At 66.6% G+C, this 18,050-nt stretch carries 16 protein-coding genes; 15 read left to right on the top strand and 1 reads right to left on the bottom strand.

Annotated features, from left to right (window positions below; translation table 11 throughout):
* The first annotated feature begins 19 nt into the window (after positions 1–19).
* Together glpK and ACSQ25_RS19890 are read left to right on the top strand one after the other, a co-directional pair.
* A complete protein-coding gene (gene glpK / locus ACSQ25_RS19895; RefSeq protein WP_436107395.1) occupies positions 20–1,507 on the top strand; it encodes a glycerol kinase GlpK in 1,488 nt (495 codons plus the stop codon).
* Positions 1,508–1,633: 126 nt separating this feature from the next.
* The gene (locus tag ACSQ25_RS19890) at positions 1,634–2,146 is read left to right on the top strand and encodes a DUF6622 family protein (protein ID WP_436107394.1); all 513 of its coding nucleotides are present in this window, start codon (positions 1,634–1,636) and stop codon (positions 2,144–2,146) included.
* Here the strand turns inward: ACSQ25_RS19890 and ACSQ25_RS19885 are convergent.
* Positions 2,109–3,059 carry an AAA family ATPase gene (locus tag ACSQ25_RS19885; protein WP_436107393.1) on the bottom strand — a complete coding sequence of 317 codons (951 nt, stop codon included), beginning with the start codon at positions 3,057–3,059 and terminating at the stop codon, positions 2,109–2,111. The two genes, ACSQ25_RS19890 and ACSQ25_RS19885, sit on opposite strands and share 38 nt — an antisense overlap.
* Positions 3,060–3,541: 482 nt before the next feature.
* On the opposite strand from ACSQ25_RS19885, the gene mraZ reads away from it, so the two are divergent.
* The 13 genes from mraZ to ACSQ25_RS19820 are packed head-to-tail and all read left to right on the top strand — an operon-like array spanning position 3,542 to position 18,041.
* Positions 3,542–3,970, top strand: coding sequence for a division/cell wall cluster transcriptional repressor MraZ (gene mraZ / locus ACSQ25_RS19880; RefSeq protein ID WP_027867878.1), 429 nt, complete (start codon positions 3,542–3,544; stop codon positions 3,968–3,970).
* Positions 3,957–4,964, top strand: coding sequence for a 16S rRNA (cytosine(1402)-N(4))-methyltransferase RsmH (gene rsmH / locus ACSQ25_RS19875; RefSeq protein ID WP_436108112.1), 1,008 nt, complete (start codon positions 3,957–3,959; stop codon positions 4,962–4,964). Before mraZ ends, rsmH begins: the two co-directional genes overlap by 14 nt.
* Positions 4,961–5,233 (top strand): cell division protein FtsL, encoded by a 273-nt coding sequence (gene ftsL / locus ACSQ25_RS19870; protein ID WP_436107392.1) that lies wholly within the window; start codon positions 4,961–4,963, stop codon positions 5,231–5,233. The genes rsmH and ftsL overlap by 4 nt, the downstream gene beginning before the upstream one ends.
* Positions 5,230–7,005, top strand: coding sequence for a peptidoglycan D,D-transpeptidase FtsI family protein (locus ACSQ25_RS19865; RefSeq protein WP_436107391.1), 1,776 nt, complete (start codon positions 5,230–5,232; stop codon positions 7,003–7,005). The genes ftsL and ACSQ25_RS19865 overlap by 4 nt, the downstream gene beginning before the upstream one ends.
* The gene (locus ACSQ25_RS19860; RefSeq protein WP_436107390.1) at positions 7,005–8,525 is read left to right on the top strand and encodes a UDP-N-acetylmuramoyl-L-alanyl-D-glutamate--2,6-diaminopimelate ligase; all 1,521 of its coding nucleotides are present in this window, start codon (positions 7,005–7,007) and stop codon (positions 8,523–8,525) included. The genes ACSQ25_RS19865 and ACSQ25_RS19860 overlap by 1 nt, the downstream gene beginning before the upstream one ends.
* On the top strand, positions 8,525–9,892 hold the full coding sequence (locus tag ACSQ25_RS19855; protein ID WP_436107389.1) for a UDP-N-acetylmuramoyl-tripeptide--D-alanyl-D-alanine ligase: 1,368 nt from the start codon (positions 8,525–8,527) through the stop codon (positions 9,890–9,892). Before ACSQ25_RS19860 ends, ACSQ25_RS19855 begins: the two co-directional genes overlap by 1 nt.
* Before the next feature lies 1 nt (position 9,893).
* Positions 9,894–11,063, top strand: a complete 1,170-nt coding sequence (gene mraY / locus ACSQ25_RS19850; protein WP_436107388.1) for a phospho-N-acetylmuramoyl-pentapeptide-transferase — start codon at positions 9,894–9,896, stop codon at positions 11,061–11,063.
* Positions 11,063–12,562, top strand: coding sequence for a UDP-N-acetylmuramoyl-L-alanine--D-glutamate ligase (gene murD / locus ACSQ25_RS19845; RefSeq protein ID WP_436107387.1), 1,500 nt, complete (start codon positions 11,063–11,065; stop codon positions 12,560–12,562). The genes mraY and murD overlap by 1 nt, the downstream gene beginning before the upstream one ends.
* Positions 12,562–13,779 carry a putative lipid II flippase FtsW gene (gene ftsW / locus ACSQ25_RS19840; protein WP_436107386.1) on the top strand — a complete coding sequence of 406 codons (1,218 nt, stop codon included), beginning with the start codon at positions 12,562–12,564 and terminating at the stop codon, positions 13,777–13,779. The genes murD and ftsW overlap by 1 nt, the downstream gene beginning before the upstream one ends.
* Positions 13,776–14,849, top strand: a complete 1,074-nt coding sequence (murG, locus tag ACSQ25_RS19835) for an undecaprenyldiphospho-muramoylpentapeptide beta-N-acetylglucosaminyltransferase (RefSeq protein ID WP_436107385.1) — start codon at positions 13,776–13,778, stop codon at positions 14,847–14,849. The genes ftsW and murG overlap by 4 nt, the downstream gene beginning before the upstream one ends.
* Positions 14,846–16,234: a UDP-N-acetylmuramate--L-alanine ligase gene (gene murC, locus ACSQ25_RS19830; RefSeq protein ID WP_436107384.1), complete on the top strand. Its 1,389-nt coding sequence runs from the start codon at positions 14,846–14,848 to the stop codon at positions 16,232–16,234. Before murG ends, murC begins: the two co-directional genes overlap by 4 nt.
* Before the next feature lie 4 nt (positions 16,235–16,238).
* The gene (locus tag ACSQ25_RS19825) at positions 16,239–17,210 is read left to right on the top strand and encodes a D-alanine--D-alanine ligase (protein WP_436107383.1); all 972 of its coding nucleotides are present in this window, start codon (positions 16,239–16,241) and stop codon (positions 17,208–17,210) included.
* A 6-nt stretch (positions 17,211–17,216) separates the two neighbouring features.
* Positions 17,217–18,041 carry a cell division protein FtsQ/DivIB gene (locus ACSQ25_RS19820; RefSeq protein ID WP_436107382.1) on the top strand — a complete coding sequence of 275 codons (825 nt, stop codon included), beginning with the start codon at positions 17,217–17,219 and terminating at the stop codon, positions 18,039–18,041.
* Positions 18,042–18,050 lie beyond the last annotated feature (9 nt).

The following is an 18,050-nucleotide window of genomic DNA, read 5'->3' as shown; positions in this document are numbered from 1 at the left end:
GCGCCCGGCGGAGTCAGCGATGCAGAAATACATCCTTGCCCTCGACCAGGGCACCACCAGCTCGCGCGCCATCCTGTTCGACCGCGCCGGCCTGCCGGTCGCCTGCAGCCGGCACGAATACCCCCAGCATTTTCCCCAGCCCGGCTGGGTCGAGCACGACGCCCTCGACATCTGGCACAGCCAACTCGCCTGTGGACGGGAAGCGCTGCGCCTGGCCGGCGTCGAAGCGTCCCAGGTGGCCGCGATCGGCATCGCCAACCAGCGCGAGACCACCGTGCTGTGGGACCGCGCCACGGGCGAACCGGTGGCCCGCGCCATCGTCTGGCAAGACCGCCGCACCGCCGCCATGTGCGACCGCCTGCGCGAGCAGGGCAGGGCCGGCGACATCCAGCGCCGCACCGGCCTCGAGCTCGACGCCTATTTTTCCGCCACCAAGCTGCACTGGCTGCTCGAGCAGGTGCCGGGCGCCCGCGAGCGTGCCGAACGCGGCGAGCTCGCCTTCGGTACGGTCGACAGCTGGCTCGTGTACCGCCTGTGCGGACGCCACGTCACCGACGCCGGCAACGCCTCGCGCACCATGCTCTTCAATATCAACACGCTGCGCTGGGACGAGGAGCTGCTGGCCCTGTTCGACATCCCGTCCAGTGTACTGCCGGAAGTCGTCGCCAGTTCGGAAGTGGTCGGCCTCGCGGCCGAGGAATGCTTCGGCCATGCGATCCCGATCGCCGGCATCGCCGGCGACCAGCAGGCCGCCACCTTCGGCCAGGCCTGCCACCACAAGGGCCTGGTCAAGAATACCTACGGGACCGGCTGCTTCATGCTGATGCATGCCGGCGCCACGCCGCCGGTGTCGCAGAACCGCCTGCTGTCCACGGTCGGCTGGACCGTGAACGGCGCCACCGACTATCTATTGGAGGGCAGCGTCTTCATGGGCGGCGCCACCGTCCAATGGCTGCGCGACGGCCTCGGCATCATCAAGGAGTCGGCCGACGTGGAAGCGCTGGCCCTGAGCGTGCCGGACAGCGGCGGCCTGATGCTGGTGCCTGCCTTCACCGGCCTCGGCGCGCCGCACTGGGATCCTTACGCGCGCGGCACCATCGTCGGCATGACGCGCGGGACCACGGGCGCCCACATCGCGCGCGCCGCGGTCGAGGCGATCGCCTACCAGAGCGCCGAACTCTTGACCGCCATGCAGAAGGACGCCGACTGCGCCGTGCTCGAGATGCGCGCCGACGGCGGCGCCGCCCGCAATGACCTCCTGATGCAGTTCCAGGCCGACCTGCTCGGCATCCCGGTGCTGCGGCCGCGCGTCACCGAGACCACGGCGCTGGGTGCAGCCTACCTCGCCGGGCTGGCGGTCGGCTACTGGGAGAGCATCGAGGACATCGCCCGCCAGTGGCAGGTCGAGCGCCGCTTCGAACCCGCCATGGATCGGGGACGCCGTGCCGAACTGATGGCGCGCTGGGGCAGGGCGGTGGAGCACGCGAAGGGCTGGGCGCAAGCCTAGTACCCGGCGCATTTCGCGCCGCACATAGGCATCCCGCGCCGTCGGCACGCGCTTCGTCGCAAACCGGCCGGCGCGGGCCGCGCTGTCGATAAGGTGGAAGGCATCAACCACCTCGCGGAGCCGGCCATGCTGCAGCAAATCCTCGTCAAGACCCCTGTGTATGTCTGGGCCATCCTCGCCTTCCTGGTCTACCGCGGCGTGCTCGCCGCGCGCGAGCGCGAGATCACCTATACCCGGATGCTGGTGATTCCCTTGTTGATGCTGGTCCTGGCACTGCAGTCCATCGCGACGCAGTTCGGCGTAGCGAGCATCGGGATGGCGGCGTGGAGCGCCGGCCTGGTCGCCCTTGTGCTGCAGCGCTGGACCTTCGGCAGTGCCAATGCCGTCCCGGGTGCCGCGGCGAAGACGGCGCGCATCCGCGGAAGCTGGACGCCGCTGGCCATGATGATGAGCGTGTTCCTGATCAAGTACGCCTTGGCGGTGACCTTGGCGATCAGGCCGGGCATGGTCGGCGATGCCGTCTTCGCTGCCACAGTCTGCGGCCTGCTCGGCCTGTGCAACGGCTACTTCGTGGGACAGCTGGCGCGCGACCTGTCCACGCTCAGAACCCGATCCGCCCCTTGCCCGGCGTCGGCTTGATCCGGATATCGTCCACGCTCACGCGCTCGCGCCCGGCCGCCACCGCGTGTCCCAGGCCATCGAGCAGGGTCTTGCGCAGATCGCGCGGCGAGACGCCCGCCAGCCGGTCCAGCACCACGTCGGCCAGGCGCGGGTCGAAGGCCGCCAGGTTCAGTTCATCCAGCAGCCCCGCATACATGCGCTGGGCGATCCCGGCCGCCTGCTCGGGTGTCGGCGTCGGCACCTCGTACACCGCCATGCGGTTCAGCAGCGGGTGGGGGATGCCTTCGGTGGAATTGGCGGTCAGGACCCAGAAGATCTGCGACGCGTCGATCTCGACGTCGATGAATTCGTCGCGGAAGCTGCTGGCCGTCTCCGGCTCCAGCAACTGATAGAGAGCGGCGAGCGGATCCGACTGCGTCGAGCCGCTCGCCTTTTCCACTTCATCGAGCACGATCACCGGGTTCGCATACTGCCCGCGCACCAGGCGCTCGGCCACCTTGCCGCATTTCGCGCCGCGCCAGCTGGCCGAGCTGCCGGTGATGACGAAGCCGGCCGACAGGGCATTCATGCTGATCAGCTCACATTCGGTCTGCATCACCCTGGCCAGGCGCCGGGCGAAGTGGGTCTTGCCGACCCCGGGGCCGCCCAGGAGCAGGATCGGCATCACGTTGAAACCGCGGTTGCCCGCGTGTGCCAGGCGCAGGTAGCGGGCCAGGTCGTCCAGGACTTCTTCGAAATTCGGACATTCTTCGAACAGGGGATCGAGGGCATCAAGCGATGAGGGCTTGGTGACGAAGCGGTAGGCCCCGGTCTCCAGCATGCGCTCGTAGAAGGCTTCGAGCTCCGGGGAGCGGCCGCGGCTGCGGTCGAGCGCTTCCTGGACTTCGATCAGGTCGTAGACCGCGCAGGTACGGGCGAGAGAGATATTCACGGCATTTCTCCTTGCAGGCCCGCTCCAGTCCAGCTGCACCACGGCTGCGCCATCCGGCCGAGCGGGCCATGCGCCGGATGGTTCTTTGCCTTGGCTCGATCCTAACGCTTCCAGCCGAGCACCGCCAATCCCGGATATGCAATTCTGCAAAGAAACTTTAGTTTCCATAAGAAAAGACGACGTCAAACGTGAGCTTAATCAAACGGAAATATTGTCTTTACAACTGAGGTGCAACCTTCATTCTGTTTCCTAAGTGACTGATTTAGGAGACATTTTGTGTTGACGGTCCCTCAATAGATGCCGCTAAGTCCTTGGTTTCATTAGACAAATTCAGATTTGCCAAGCGTGAATTCGCTTGACCACCAACATTGATTCCAATAAAGTGGGAAACAGTGTGAAAAAGTGTCGATTTGTGGGGGATTTTCGGAACCCCGAGCGGCCAAAAAATTCTAAATTGATAATTCTCCAAGCTAGGTAAATACGTGTTTCAGGGCGCGTCAGCGATCAACCTCGATGCAAAAGGCCGGATGTCGATTCCGGCAAAGCATCGTGACGCCCTCGCGGTCCAGTGCGAAGGCCGGATGACGCTGACCAAGCATCCGCATGGCTGCCTGCTGTTCTTCCCGCGTCCGGTATGGGAACAGCACCGCGAGCAGATCGCCGCCTGGCCGATGTCGGCCCGTGCGTGGCAGCGCATTTTCCTTGGTAACGCGTGCGATGTCGAGTTGGACAGTGCAGGCCGGGTGCTGATTTCGCCCGAACTGCGCGCCGCCGTGGGTTTGGAGAAAGAAGTCATGATGTTGGGCATGGGCACCCATTTCGAAATCTGGGATGCCGCCAAGCTTGCCGAAAGCGAAGCCGAGGCCGTTGCCGGCGGCATGCCTGATGTCCTTTCCAATTTCTCCTTCTGAGGCGCCGATGACGGAAATAGTAACGGTGCCTGCCATGGAGGGAGGGGACTTCCAGCATCGCACGGTGCTGCTGGACGAAGCGGTGGATGCACTCGACCTGACCGGCGAGCGCGCCAACGGTACTTATATAGACGGCACTTTCGGCCGCGGTGGCCACAGCCGCCTGATCCTGTCGCGACTGGGGCCGCAGGGCCGCCTGATCGCCTTCGACAAGGATCCGCAGGCGATCGCGACCGCGCAAGAGGTGAACGATCCGCGTTTCACGATCGTGCACGACAGTTTTGCCACGATGCTCGACGCGCTGGCCGCGCGCGGCATCAGCCAGGTGGACGGCATCTTGCTGGACCTTGGTATTTCGTCGCCCCAGGTGGACGACGCCACCCGCGGATTCAGTTTCCGCCAGGATGGGCCGCTCGACATGCGCATGGACACCACGCGCGGGATGTCGGCGGCTGAATGGCTGGCCACCGCGACGGAACAACAATTGGAAAAGGTTATTCGGGATTATGGAGAAGAACGGTTTGCTTTCCAGATTGCAAAGGCGATTGTTGCTCGCCGCGCAATCCAGCCAATTTCGACCACACGAGAGCTTGCCGCAATCGTGGCAAACGCGGTCAAAACTCGCGAAAAGGGCAAAGATCCGGCAACCCGGACCTTTCAGGCTGTCCGGATTTTCATCAATAAAGAGCTTGAAGACCTTGAAGCAGGTCTGAGCGCCGCCTACGCGATGCTGGCGCCGGGGGCGCGCATGTCCGTGATCAGCTTCCACTCGCTGGAAGACCGCATGGTCAAGCAGTTCCTCGCGTCCAAGGCGAAAGTCGAGCAGCCGGACCGCCGGCTGCCGATCCGCGCCGTCGACCTGCCGCAGCCATTGATGAAGCTGATCACCAAGACCAAGCCCTCCGAGGCGGAAGTGAGCGCTAACCCGCGCGCCCGCTCGGCGGTGCTGCGCGTGGCCGAACGCTTGGGCGATCGTGCTGGAGGCGCGGCATGAGCGTCAAGCTGAACATTCTGCTGACGGCCGCCGTGGTGGCGTGCGCGCTCTCGGTGGTGAATGCGCGCTACCAGTCGCGCCACCTGCTGATCGAGCTCGAACGCCTGAACCAGCACGCGCGCCAGCTCGACATCGACTGGGCCCAGCTCCAGCTCGACCAGTCCACCCTCGGCAAGAACGAGCGCATCGAGCAGATCGCGCGCACCAGCCTGAACATGGCCCCCTTGAGCCCGGCCCGTACCCAGTACCTGACGGAAGGGGCGAAATGAGTCGCGTGGAACGCCGAAGCACCGCGCGCGTCGCCGCCTCCAAGGGCGTGGCTTTCTCGAAAAGCCCGCTCCTGGCCGTGAACGTGCCGAGCTGGCGCTCGCGCCTGGTGCTGTTCGTCCTGTTCGCGGCCTTCGCCGCGCTGGCCGTGCGCGCGCTCTGGCTGCAGGGCGTGTCCACCCAGTTCCTGCAAAAGCAGGGCAAGAGCCGCTACGAGCGCCTGGTCGAGCTGCCGGCCGCGCGCGGCAAGATCATGGACCGCAACGGCCAGGTGCTGGCATCCTCGCTGCCGGTGAAGGCGGTGGCCGCCTTCCCGAAAGAAGTATTGGCCGGGCCGACCGACAAGCTGGCCGAGCTGGCGCGCCTGCTCGAGATGCCCGAATCGGAGCTGCGCGCCAAGCTCGATACCAAGCGCAGCTACGTCTACCTCAAGCGCCAGGTCGAGATGGACGCGGTCGAGAAGATCGAGAAGCTCAAGATCGACGGCATCGACACCCGCAAGGAATACAAGCGTTACTACCCGCAGGGCGAAGTGATGACCCACATGGTCGGCTTCACCAACGTCGAGGACCGCGGCCAGGAAGGCATGGAGCTGTTCCACCAGAAGAACCTGATGGGCGTCCCGGGCAGCCGCCGCGTGATCCGCGACCGCCTCGGCCACATTGCCGAAGACCTGGGCATGTTCCGCGAGCCGCACCATGGCAAGGACCTGACCCTGTCGGTCGACAGCAAGCTGCAGTACATCGCCTTCACCAGCGTGAAGAACGCGGTCGAGAAATTCAATGCCCAGGCCGGCGGCGCCGTGGTGCTGGACGTGCACACCGGCGAAGTGCTGGCCATGGCCAACTACCCGACCTATAACCCGAACGACCGCTCTGGCCTGACCGGCGCCCAGCTGCGCAACCGCGTCATCACCGACACCTTCGAGCCGGGTTCAACCCTGAAGCCGGTCACCGTGGCGCTCGGGCTGGAAAAGAAGAAGATCACGCCCGACACCGTGTTCGACACCTCGGGCGGGCGCATCGTCGTGGGCGGCCGCCCGATCCGCGACATGCACCCGAAGGACGCCCTCACGGTCAGCGGCATCATCCAGAAATCCTCGAACGTCGGCACCGTCAAGATCGCCCAGCTGCTCGAGCCGAAAGACATGTGGGAGCTGTACACCAAGCTCGGTTACGGCCAGGCGCCGCGTTTCGGCTTCCCGGGCGCCGTCGCCGGCCGCGTGCGTCCATGGAAATCGTGGAAGCCGATCGAATACGCCAACATGTCCTTCGGCCACGGCCTGTCGGTCTCGCTGCTGCAGCTGGCGCGCTCCTACATGGTGTTCGCGCGCGACGGCGACATCATCCCGCTGTCCTTCCTGAAGGTCACCGAAGAGCCGGTCGGCCAGCAGGTGATCTCGCCGAAGACCGCGGCCCAGGTGCGCACCATGCTCGAATCGGTGGTCGGCCCGGAAGGCACCGCATCGAAAGCCCAGGTGGCCGGCTACCGCGTGGGCGGCAAGACCGGCACCGCCGAAAAGATCGTCAACGGCCGCTACTCGAAGACCGACAACATCGGCTACTTCGTCGGCATCGCGCCGATGTCCAAGCCGCGCTTCGTCATCGCGGTCATGATCGACAACCCGCGCGGCGCGCTACGGACAGGCGGCAGCGTCGCCGCGCCGACCGCCGCGGACCTGGCCTCGAATGCCTTGCGGGCGGCGAACATACCGCCCGACTCATCGATCACCGACATCATCATTCCGGCAGAACCGGTAGAGGAGAGCTTGTGATGGCGATGAGCCTGACTGACATCTGCCAGTGGATCCGTGCCGCCGCCCCAGGCGGCCGACTCGTTTCCGACTCCCGCCGCGTGGCGCCGGGAGACGTGTTCTTCGCCTATCCGGGCGAGGCCTCGGATGGACGCGCCTACATCGCCGCCGCGATTGCCGCCGGCGCGGCTGCCGTCGTGTACGAAGAAAACGGCTACAGCTGGGATGCCGCGCACGATGTGCCGCGGCTGGGCGTGACCAATCTGAAGAAGAACGCCGGCCCGATCGCGCACGCCGTGCTGGACAAGCCGGATGCCGGCATGTTCACCGTCGGCGTGACCGGCACCAACGGCAAGACCTCGATCGCGGTGTGGACCGGCCAGGCGCTCGCGCGCCTCGGCGAGACCGCCGCCGTGGTCGGCACCCTCGGCGTGGGTCTCGTGAAGGGCAGGGGCGAGCCGCAGTTCGACGCCACCGGCTACACCACGCCGGACGCGGTGCTGCTGGCCCAGACCCTTGCCGACCTGCGCGCCCGGGAAGCCGCTGCGCTGGCGATCGAAGTCTCGTCCATCGGCCTGGTGCAGGAGCGCACCGCCGGCATGCATTTCGACGTCGCCATCTTCACCAACCTGACCCGCGACCACCTCGACTTCCATGGCGACATGGAGAGCTACGAGGCCGCCAAGGTGAAACTGTTCGAGTGGGAAGGCCTGAACAACGCCGTGGTCAACCTGGACGACCCGGCCGGCCTGCGCCTGGTGGCGCACCTGCGCAGGAACTTCGCGCAGCTGCCGGTCACCGGCTACACGCTCAAGGATGAAGCCGGGCAGCCCGCCATCGACGGCGTCGCCATCCTGCGCGCCGCGAACATGCGCAGCCGCCACGCGGGCACCGAATTCGCGGTCGACACCCCGGCCGGCACGGCCAGCCTGAAGACCCAGCTGGTCGGCCACTTCAACGTCAGCAATGCACTGGCGGTGCTGGGCGCGCTGCTGGCCAGGGGCACGCCCTTGAAAGCGGCGGTGGAGGCGATCGAAGCGCTGCAGCCGGCCCCGGGCCGCATGCAGCAGATCGGCGGCCAGGACGCGCCGATGGTCGTGATCGACTATGCGCACACCCCGGACGCGCTGGAAAAGACTCTGCAGGCCCTGCGCCAGGTGGCACAGGAACGCGGCGGCGAACTGTGGTGCGTGTTCGGCTGCGGCGGCGACCGCGACCCGGGCAAGCGCCCGCAGATGGGCGCCGTGGCCCAGGCGGCCGACCACATCCTGGTCACCAGCGACAACCCGCGCAGCGAAGAGCCGGCGAACATCATCGCCCAGGTCGTGGCCGGCATCGAAAAGGAATACCAGGCCGTGGAAGACCGCGCCACCGCGATCCTGCTGGCCGTGAAGAACGCCGGCAAGCAGGACGTGATCCTGCTGGCAGGGAAGGGCCATGAGCCCTACCAGGAAATCAAGGGCAAGAAGCTGCCCTTCTCCGACGCCGACCACGCTTCGCTGGCATTGACCGCCCGGCTCACCATGATGAGGACGCATTGATGCGCGCTACGCTTGCAGAACTGGTCACCGCGATCTCGGGCGCGCAGCTCGTCGGCGCGGACGTGGCCTTCGATGGCGTGTCGACCGACAGCCGTACGGCCCCTGGCGGTGCGCTGTTCGTCGCGCTCAAGGGCGAGACCTTCGATGCGCACGCCTTCCTCGACCAGGTCGCCGCACGCGGCGTGGCCGCGGTCGTCGTCCATGCAGTGCCGCAGGGCTGGACGCTGCCGGCGATCGTCGTGCCCGACACCCTGGCGGCGCTGGGCCGCATCGCCAATTTCTGGCGCATGCAGTTCGACATCCCCGTGATCGGCGTGACCGGCTCGAATGGCAAGACCACGGTCAAGGAAATGATCGCCTCGATCCTGGCCGCCGCCTTCGGCGAAGGGGCGCGCCTGGCCACGCAGGGCAACCTGAACAACGAAATCGGCGTGCCGCTGACCCTGTTCCGCCTGGGCCCGCAGCACCGCGCCGCCGTGATCGAGATGGGCATGAACCATCCGGGCGAGATCGGCCGCCTGGCCGCGATCGCCGTGCCTTCGGTCGCGATGGTCAACAATGCCCAGCGCGAGCACCAGGAATTCATGCACACCGTGGAAGCGGTGGCGCGCGAGAACGGCTCGGTGCTGGCGGCGCTGCCGTCGAACGGCAGGGCCGTGTTCCCGGGCGACGATACCTATACCGATTTGTGGCGCGGCATGGCGCCGTGCCCGGTGCTGAGCTTCGGCCTGACGGACGACTGCGACGTGCGCGCCAGCTACACCTCGACCGGTTTCGGCAACGAGCTGCAGGTGACGGCAAGCGGCGTCCAGTTCACGGTGAAGCTGGCCGCGGCCGGCGACCACAATGTGCGCAATGCGCTGGCTGCGATCGCCAGCACCCTTGCCGCCGGCATCCCGCAGGACGCCATCGTGCGCGGCCTGGAAAGCTTCGCCCCGGTCGGCGGCCGCCTGCAGCGCAAGCAGGCCGCCAACGGTGCGACCGTCATCGACGACACCTACAACGCGAATCCCGACTCGATGCGCGCCGCGATCGACGTGCTGGCCGCCTATCCGGCGCCGCGCATCCTGGTGGTCGGCGACATGGGCGAAGTCGGCACGCAGGGACAGGAGTTTCACGAAGAAGTCGGTGCCTACGCCCAGCAGCGTGGCATCGAACACGTGCTCGCCACTGGCGAACTGGCACGCCACTTGAGCGCGTCGGGAGCACGGCATTACGAGCAGTTCGACGAATTATTGGCAGCACTGGATGTCACTCTGGGCGGCAATACGACAGCAACTGTGCTGGTGAAGGGCTCGCGCTTCATGAAGATGGAGCGCGTGGTCCAGCACCTGACCGGATCAACACCTAGCAAGGACGCCCACTAACATGCTTCTCTGGCTCGCCCAATACTTCCAGGACTACCTCGGTCCGCTGCGCGTGTTCAACTACATCACGTTCCGCGCGGTCTTCGCGACCATCACCGCGATCACCATCGGCCTGATCTGCGGTCCGGCCGTGATCCGCAAGCTGACCGCCATGAAGGTCGGCCAGGCGGTGCGCACCTACGGCCCGCAGACCCACCTGGCCAAGCACGGCACCCCGACCATGGGCGGCGTGCTGGTGCTGATCTCGATCGGCATCTCGACCCTGCTGTGGTGCGACCTGTCGAACCGCCTGATCTGGCCGGTGCTGGTCGTGACCATGGGCTTCGGCGCCATTGGCTGGGTCGATGACTACCGCAAGGTGGTCTATAAAGACCCGGAAGGCATGCGTTCGGGCGAAAAGTATTTCTGGATGTCGCTGATCGGCATCGCTTCGGCACTCTACCTGGCATTCTCGGTCTCGGCCGCGAATCCCTGGGAAGTGCTGCAGCTGTTCTACGCCTGGGTGCAGTCGGGCTTCTCGATGACCCTGCCGCCCAAGGCCGACCTGATCGTCCCCTTCTTCAAGTCGATCAGCTACCCGCTGGGCGTGTGGGGCTTCATCGCGCTGACCTACTGCGTCATCGTCGGTTCCTCGAACGCGGTCAACTTCACCGACGGCCTGGACGGCCTGGCGATCATGCCGACCGTGATGGTCGGCGGCGCCCTCGGCCTGTTCGCCTACCTGACCGGCAGCGCGACCTTCTCGAAATACCTGTTCATCCCCTACATCCCGGGCGCCGGCGAACTGCTGATCTTCTGCGGCGCGATGGCCGGCGCGGGCCTGGCCTTCCTGTGGTTTAACGCGCATCCGGCCCAGATGTTCATGGGCGACGTCGGCGCGCTGGCGCTGGGCGGCGCGCTCGGGACCATCGCCGTCATCGTGCGCCAGGAAATCGTCCTGTTCATCATGGGCGGCGTGTTCGTGGCCGAGACCCTGTCGGTGATCATCCAGGTGAGCTGGTTCAAGTACACCAAGAAGCGCTATGGCGCCGGCCGCCGCGTGTTCCTGATGGCGCCGCTGCACCACCACTTCGAACAAAAGGGCTGGAAGGAGACCAAGGTCGTGGTCCGCTTCTGGATCGTGACCATGATGCTGGTCCTTGTTGGCCTGTCCACTCTGAAGCTGCGCTGATGAACTACGAAGGCAAATCCGCATTGGTGCTGGGCCTGGGTGAATCCGGGCTGGCGATGGCGCAATGGCTGGCCAGGGGCGGCGCGCGCGTGCGCGTGGGCGACACCCGCACCGAGCCGCAGCGCCTGTTCGCCCTGCGCCAGGCGGTGCCGGGCGCGGAATTTGTCGGCGGTGAATTCGACGCCTCCCTGCTCGAGGGCGTCGATTTCGTCGCCGTCAGTCCGGGTCTGGCGCCCAATCGCGAACTGGCCGAGATCAGCCCGGCGGCGCGTGCACGCAACATCCCGGTATGGGGCGAGATCGAACTGTTCGCGCAGGCGCTCGCCCACCTGCGCACGGAACGCGGCTATGCGCCGAAAGTCATCGCCATCACCGGCACCAACGGCAAGACCACGGTCACGAGCCTGACCGGCCTGCTGTGCCGCCGCGCCGGCCTGTCGACCCGCGTGGCCGGCAACATCAGCCCGGCCGCGCTCGACGTGCTGCGCGAATGCCTGGACGGCGACGACTTGCCGCAGGCCTGGGTGCTCGAGCTGTCGAGCTTCCAGCTGCATACCAGCTTCAGCCTGCAGGCCGACGCCGCCACCGTGCTGAACCTGACCCAGGATCACCTCGACTGGCACGGCAGCATGGATGCCTATGCGGCAGACAAGGCCCGCATCTTCGGCAGCGACACGGTCCGCGTGCTGAACCGCGACGACGCCATCGTGATGCGCATGAGCGCCGTCGACACCCCGGCGTACACCTTCGGCACCGGCGAACCGCTGGAACCGAACAGCTTCGGCCTGGTCAACGAGCGCGGCGTGCTGTGGCTCGCGAACGCCGTGGCGCTGGATGACGAGCCGGCGAAGAAACTGAAGAAGGGCGAGATCGCAGCGCCGGTTGAAGTGAGCGTGAACCGCCTGATGCCGGCCGACGCCCTCAAGATCCGCGGCCTGCACAATGCCTCGAACGCGCTGGCCGCGCTGGCCCTGTGCCGCGCCTGCGGCCTGCCGCTGGCGCCGCTGCTGCATGGCCTGCGCGAGTATGCGGGCGAACCGCACCGCGTCGAGCTGGTCGCCAACATCGACGGCGTCGACTACTACGACGACAGCAAGGGCACCAATGTGGGCGCCACGGTGGCCGCGCTGGAAGGCCTCGGTAAAGCCTTCGCCGGCGAAGACCAGCAGATCCTGCTGATCGCCGGCGGCGACGGCAAGGGCCAGGATTTCGCGCCGCTCGCACTCCCGGCGTCGCGCTACGTGCGCGCCGTGCTGCTGATCGGGCGCGATGCGCCCGCGGTACGCGCCGCGATCGAGCCGACCGGCGTGCCGCTGTTCGACCTGCCGGGACTGCCGGAAGCGGTGCGCAGGGCCAGCGGCCTGGCGCGCCCGGGCGACGCGGTGCTGCTGTCGCCGGCCTGCGCCAGCCTCGACATGTTCACGAACTATGCGCACCGCGCGCAGGTGTTCGTCGATGCCGTACGCGACATCGCACTGGAGAAGGGGCAGGAGATCTGATGGCTTTCCAGATTCCGTTCAAGTTCTCCGGATCGAGCAGCGACGCGACCATCGCGGCGCGCAGCCGTCCGTCGAAGATGATGGACTACGACCAGCCGCTGGTCTGGGTCACCGTGCTGCTCATGATGTTCGGCCTGGTGATGGTGTATTCGGCTTCGATCGCGCTGCCGGATTCGCCCAAGTTCGCCTACCTGAACGACAAGAACGAATACTTCCTGCTCCGCCAGATGGCCTACATCGTGGTCTCGATGGCCGCCGCCGCCGTGGTGTTCCAGGTCCCCATCGCGGTCTGGCAGAAATATGCCCCGATGATGTTCATCGGCACCCTGGTGCTGCTGGTGATCGTCCTGATCCCCGGCGTGGGCGTAACGGTCAACGGTGCGCGCCGCTGGCTGCCGCTGAAGGTCATGAACCTGCAGCCCTCGGAGCTGATGAAGATCGCCGTCGTGCTGTATGCCGCCGACTTCACGGTCCGCAAGCAGGAATACATGCACAAGCTGACCAAGGGCTTCCTGCCGATGATGGCCGCGATCGGCCTGGTCGGGATGCTGCTGCTGCTCGAGCCCGACCTGGGCGCCTTCGGCGTGATCGTCTGCATCGCCATGGGCATCCTGTTCCTGGGCGGGATCAACATCATCTGGTTCGGCGGCATCGGCGCGCTGCTGGTGCTGATCTTCAGCGCGATCATCGCGCTGTCGCCGTTCCGCCGTGCCCGCATGTTCGCCTACCTCGACCCATGGGCCGATGGCCATGCGCTGGACAAGGCCTACCAGCTGACCCACTCCCTGATCGCCTTCGGCCGCGGCGAGTTCTTCGGCGTGGGCCTGGGCGGCAGCGTCGAGAAGCTGTTCTACCTGCCGGAAGCGCACACCGACTTCATCATGGCCGTCATCGGCGAAGAGCTCGGCCTGGCCGGCGTGCTGGTCGTGATCGCGATGTTCTACTGGCTGGTGAAACGCGCCTTCGACATCGGCCGCCAGGCGATCGCGCTGGACCAGATCTTCGCCGGCCTGGCCGCCAAGGGCATCGGCATCTGGATCGGCGCCCAGACCTTCATCAACATGGGCGTGAACCTGGGCCTGCTGCCGACCAAGGGCCTGACCCTGCCGCTGATGAGCTTTGGCGGTTCGGGTGTGATGTTCAACTGCATCGGCCTGGCGATCCTGCTGCGGATCGACTACGAGAACCGGGTGCGCATGCGCGGAGGCCGCACATGAAGAGGCTGATGATCATGGCGGCCGGCACCGGTGGCCACATCTTCCCCGGCATCGCGATCGCCCAGACCATGCGCGCGCGCGGCTGGGAAGTGTCCTGGCTGGGCACCGCCCACGGCATGGAAACCGAGCTGGTGCCGAAGGCCGGCATCCCGATGGACAGCATCGACTTCGCCGGCCTGCGCGGCAAGGGCCTGGCCCATACCGTGAAGGGCGCCTTCAAGATGGCGGCCAGCTTCCTGGCCTGCCGCCGCTACCTCGGCCAGCGCAAGCCCGACGTCGTGCTGGGCATGGGCGGCTACGTGACCGTGCCGGGCGGGATGATGGCGCGCACGCGCGGCGTGCCGCTGGCCCTGGTCAACGCCGACGCCGCGCTGCTGCTGTCGAACAAGACCCTGGCCCCGATCGCCCAGCGCGTGCTGTTCGGCTTCCCGGCCGATTTTGGCAAGGCCGCGGGCAAGGCGGTCGTCACCGGCAATCCGGTGCGCCAGCAGATCCTCGACCTGCCGCTGCCCGCTGAACGCTTCGCCGGCCGCAGCGGTCCGCTGCGCGTGCTGGTCGTGGGCGGCAGCCTGGGCGCCAAGGTGCTGAACGACAGCGTGCCGGCGGCGCTGGCCCAGATCGACCCGGCCCTGCGCCCGCTGGTGACCCACCAATCGGGCAAGAAGAACATCGAGGCCTTGCGCGCCGCCTACGCGGCCGCGGGCGTGACTGCCAACGTGGTCGACTTCATCGACGACATGGCAGCAAGCTATGCGAACGCCGACCTGGTGATCTGCCGCGCCGGCGCGATCACGGTGTCGGAGCTGACGGCGGCGGGCGTGGCCAGCGTGCTGGTGCCCTTCGTCGCCAGCACCACCAGCCACCAGCGCGACAACGCGGTCTGGATGGCGGGGCAGAAGGCGGCCGTCTACCTGCCGCAGGGCGAACTGAATCCGCAGCGGCTGGCAAGCCTGCTGCAAACGACGACGCGTGAGGACTGCCTGGCGATGGCGCAGGCGGCGTACAACGTGGGCAAGCGCGACGCGAACGAAGCGATCGCACGTGAATTGGAACGACTGGCGGAACAATGAAACACAAGATCAAGAACATCCATTTCGTGGGCATCGGCGGTAGCGGCATGAGCGGTATCGCCGAAGTGCTGCTCAATCTGGGCTACAACGTGTCGGGCTCCGACCTGACCAGCAATGCGGCCAGCCAGCGCCTGGCGGAGCTGGGCGCCCGCGTGTACACCGGCCACTCGGCCGAACACGTGATCGGCGCCAACGTGGTCGTGACCTCGACCGCCGTCAACGAAGCGAATCCGGAAGTGATGGCAGCCCGCGCCGCCAAGGTGCCGGTGGTGCCGCGCGCGATCATGCTCGGCGAACTGATGCGCCTGAAGCGCGGCATCGCGATCGCCGGCACCCACGGCAAGACCACCACCACCAGCCTGGTGGCCTCGGTGCTGGCGGCGGGCGGCCTCGATCCGACCTTCGTCATCGGCGGACGCCTGACCGCGGCCGGCGCGAATGCCAAGCTGGGCTCGGGCGACTACATCGTGGCCGAAGCCGACGAATCGGACGCCTCCTTCCTGAACCTGACGCCGATGATCGAGGTGATTACCAACATCGACGCCGACCACATGGACACCTACGAGCACGACTTCGAGAAACTGAAGGCCGCGTTCGTGAACTTCACCCACCGCCTGCCGTTCTACGGCCGCGTCATGCTGTGCATCGACGATCCGCACGTGCGCGCCATCCTGCCGCAGGTGACCAAGCCGGTGACGACCTACGGCTTCTCGGAAGCTGCCGAAGTGCGTGCGCTGGACGCCCACGCCGAAGGCGTGCAGATGCATTTCACGGTGCGCCAGCAGGGCTATCCGGACACCAAATTCGTGCTGAACCAGCCGGGCATGCACAATGTGCTGAACGCCTGCTCGGCGATCGCGATCGCGCGCGAGATCGGCATCAGCGACGAGGCGACCAACCAGGGCCTGCAGAATTTCAGCGGCGTCGGCCGCCGCTTCACCCGCTACGGCGAGGTCGCCATCCCCGGCGGCGGCAGCTTCACCCTGGTGGACGACTTCGGTCACCACCCGGTCGAGACCGAGGTGACCCTGGCCGCCGCGCGCGCCGCCTATCCGGACCGCCGCCTGGTGCTGGCCTTCCAGCCGCACCGCTACAGCCGCACCCGCGACCTGTTCGAAGACTTCGTGAAGGTCCTGGCGACCCCCGACGTGCTGCTGCTGGCCGACGTCTACCCGGCCGGCGAAGCGCCGATCGTGGCCGCCGACGGCCGCGCCCTGGCGCGCGCGCTGCGCACCGGCGGCAAGGTGGAACCGATCTTCGTCGAGACGATCGCCGACATGCCCGCCGCCATCCTGAACGCGGTGCGCGACGGCGACGTCGTCATGACCATGGGCGCCGGCTCGATCAGCGGCGTCCCGCACCAACTGACCAACGCAAAGGCTTAAACTCGTGAACGCAACCACCTCTACCTTCGACCCGGCATCCTTCGGCAAGGTCGGCGTGCTTTTCGGCGGCCGCTCCGCCGAGCGTGACGTATCGATCATGTCCGGCACCGGCGTCCTCAACGCCCTGAAGAGCCGCGGCGTCGACGCCCATCCCTTCGACCCGGGCACGCAAAGCCTGGCCGAACTGGCGGAACAGAAATTCGACCGCGTCTTCATCGCGCTGCACGGCCGCTACGGCGAAGACGGCAGCCTGCAGGGCGCGCTCGAACAGCTCGGCATTCCCTACACCGGCAGCGGCGTGATGGCCTCCGCCGTCGGCATGGACAAGATCACCACCAAGAAGATCTGGAAGATGGACGAGATCCCGACGCCGGACTACATGTCGATCGATCCGTCCACCGACCTCGACGAAGTCCTGGTCGCGCTCGGCCTGCCGCTGATCGTCAAGCCGCCGCTCGAAGGCTCGACCATCGGCATCACCAAGGTCAGCAAGCCCGAGGAACTGAAGGCCGCGGTCGACCTGGCCATCGGCTTCGATCCGGTGGTGCTGGCCGAGGAATTCGTCACCGGCCGTGAGTTCACCGTGGCCGTACTGGGCACCGGCAAGCTGGCGCGCGCGCTGCCGATCGTCGAGATCGTGGCCCCGGAAGGCAACTACGACTACCAGAACAAGTACTTCACCGACGACACCCAGTACCACTGCCCGGCGCAGCTGGACGCGGCGCTGACCGAAGAGATCCAGCGCCACGCCGTGAACGCCTACCGCGCGCTCGGCTGCGAAGGCTGGGGCAGGGTCGACGTGCTGGTGCGCGAGAACGACATGCGCCCCTTCCTGCTGGAAGTGAACACCTCGCCGGGCATGACCTCGCACTCGCTGGTGCCGATGGCCGCGCGCGCGGTGGGCATCAGCTACGAAGACCTGTGCCTGGAGATCCTGGCCTCGGCCCGGCTCAAGATGGCGAAAGCAAAGGGCTGATCGCGCATGTGGCATGACGTCCGCACCCTCAACGCAAGCGCCAGCAGCCTGGTGGCGCTGGTGGTGCTCGCCTGTATCGGCTCGGGTGTGTGGTGGCTGTCGCAGCGCCCCATGTTCTCGCTGCGCGCGGTGACGGTGGAAAGCATGTACCAGCTGCCGCTGCGCCACGTGAACGAGCTCACGGTGCGCAACGGCGTGATCGGCAAGATTCGTGGCAACTTCTTCACCACCGACCTGGAGCAGGTGCGGGCGACTTTCGAGACCGTGCCCTGGGTGCGCCGCGCCACGGTGCGCCGCGAGTGGCCGAACCAGCTGATCGTCGAGGTGGAAGAGCACGAGGCGCTCGGCACCTGGGGCGAGGATGGCCGCCTGCTGTCGGTCAAGGGTGACGTGTTCACCGCCAACCTGGCCGAGGCCGACGACGATCACGTGCTGCCGGCCTTCGAGGGGCCGAAGGGCAGCGAGAAGGAAGTACTGGCGCGCTTCACCGAGCTGCGTGCGCTGTTCGCACCGGTCCAGCTGGCGCCGCAGGCTTTGTCGCTGTCCGAGCGCTATGCCTGGACCGTGAAGCTGGACAACGGCATGAGCGTGGCGCTCGGCCGCGAGAAGGACCAGGACACGCTGAAAAAGCGCGTGCAGCGGCTGGTGGGCGTCTACCCGCAGCTGGTCGCGCGGCTGCAGGAAGGGCGCATCGACACCATCGACATGCGCTATCCGAACGGCCTGGCGCTGTCCTCGGCGGCGCTGGCAGTGCCGGAAGACGCCACCAAGCCGGTGAAGCCGGCGAAGAAAAAACCGAATCAACCTAACAAAACAACCAAGCAAACATAAGCAGGCAAC

The organism is Massilia sp. LjRoot122, assembly GCF_964252725.1.
Lineage (GTDB): Bacteria > Pseudomonadota > Gammaproteobacteria > Burkholderiales > Burkholderiaceae_D > Telluria.
This window is presented reverse-complemented; position numbering and strand designations above follow the sequence as displayed.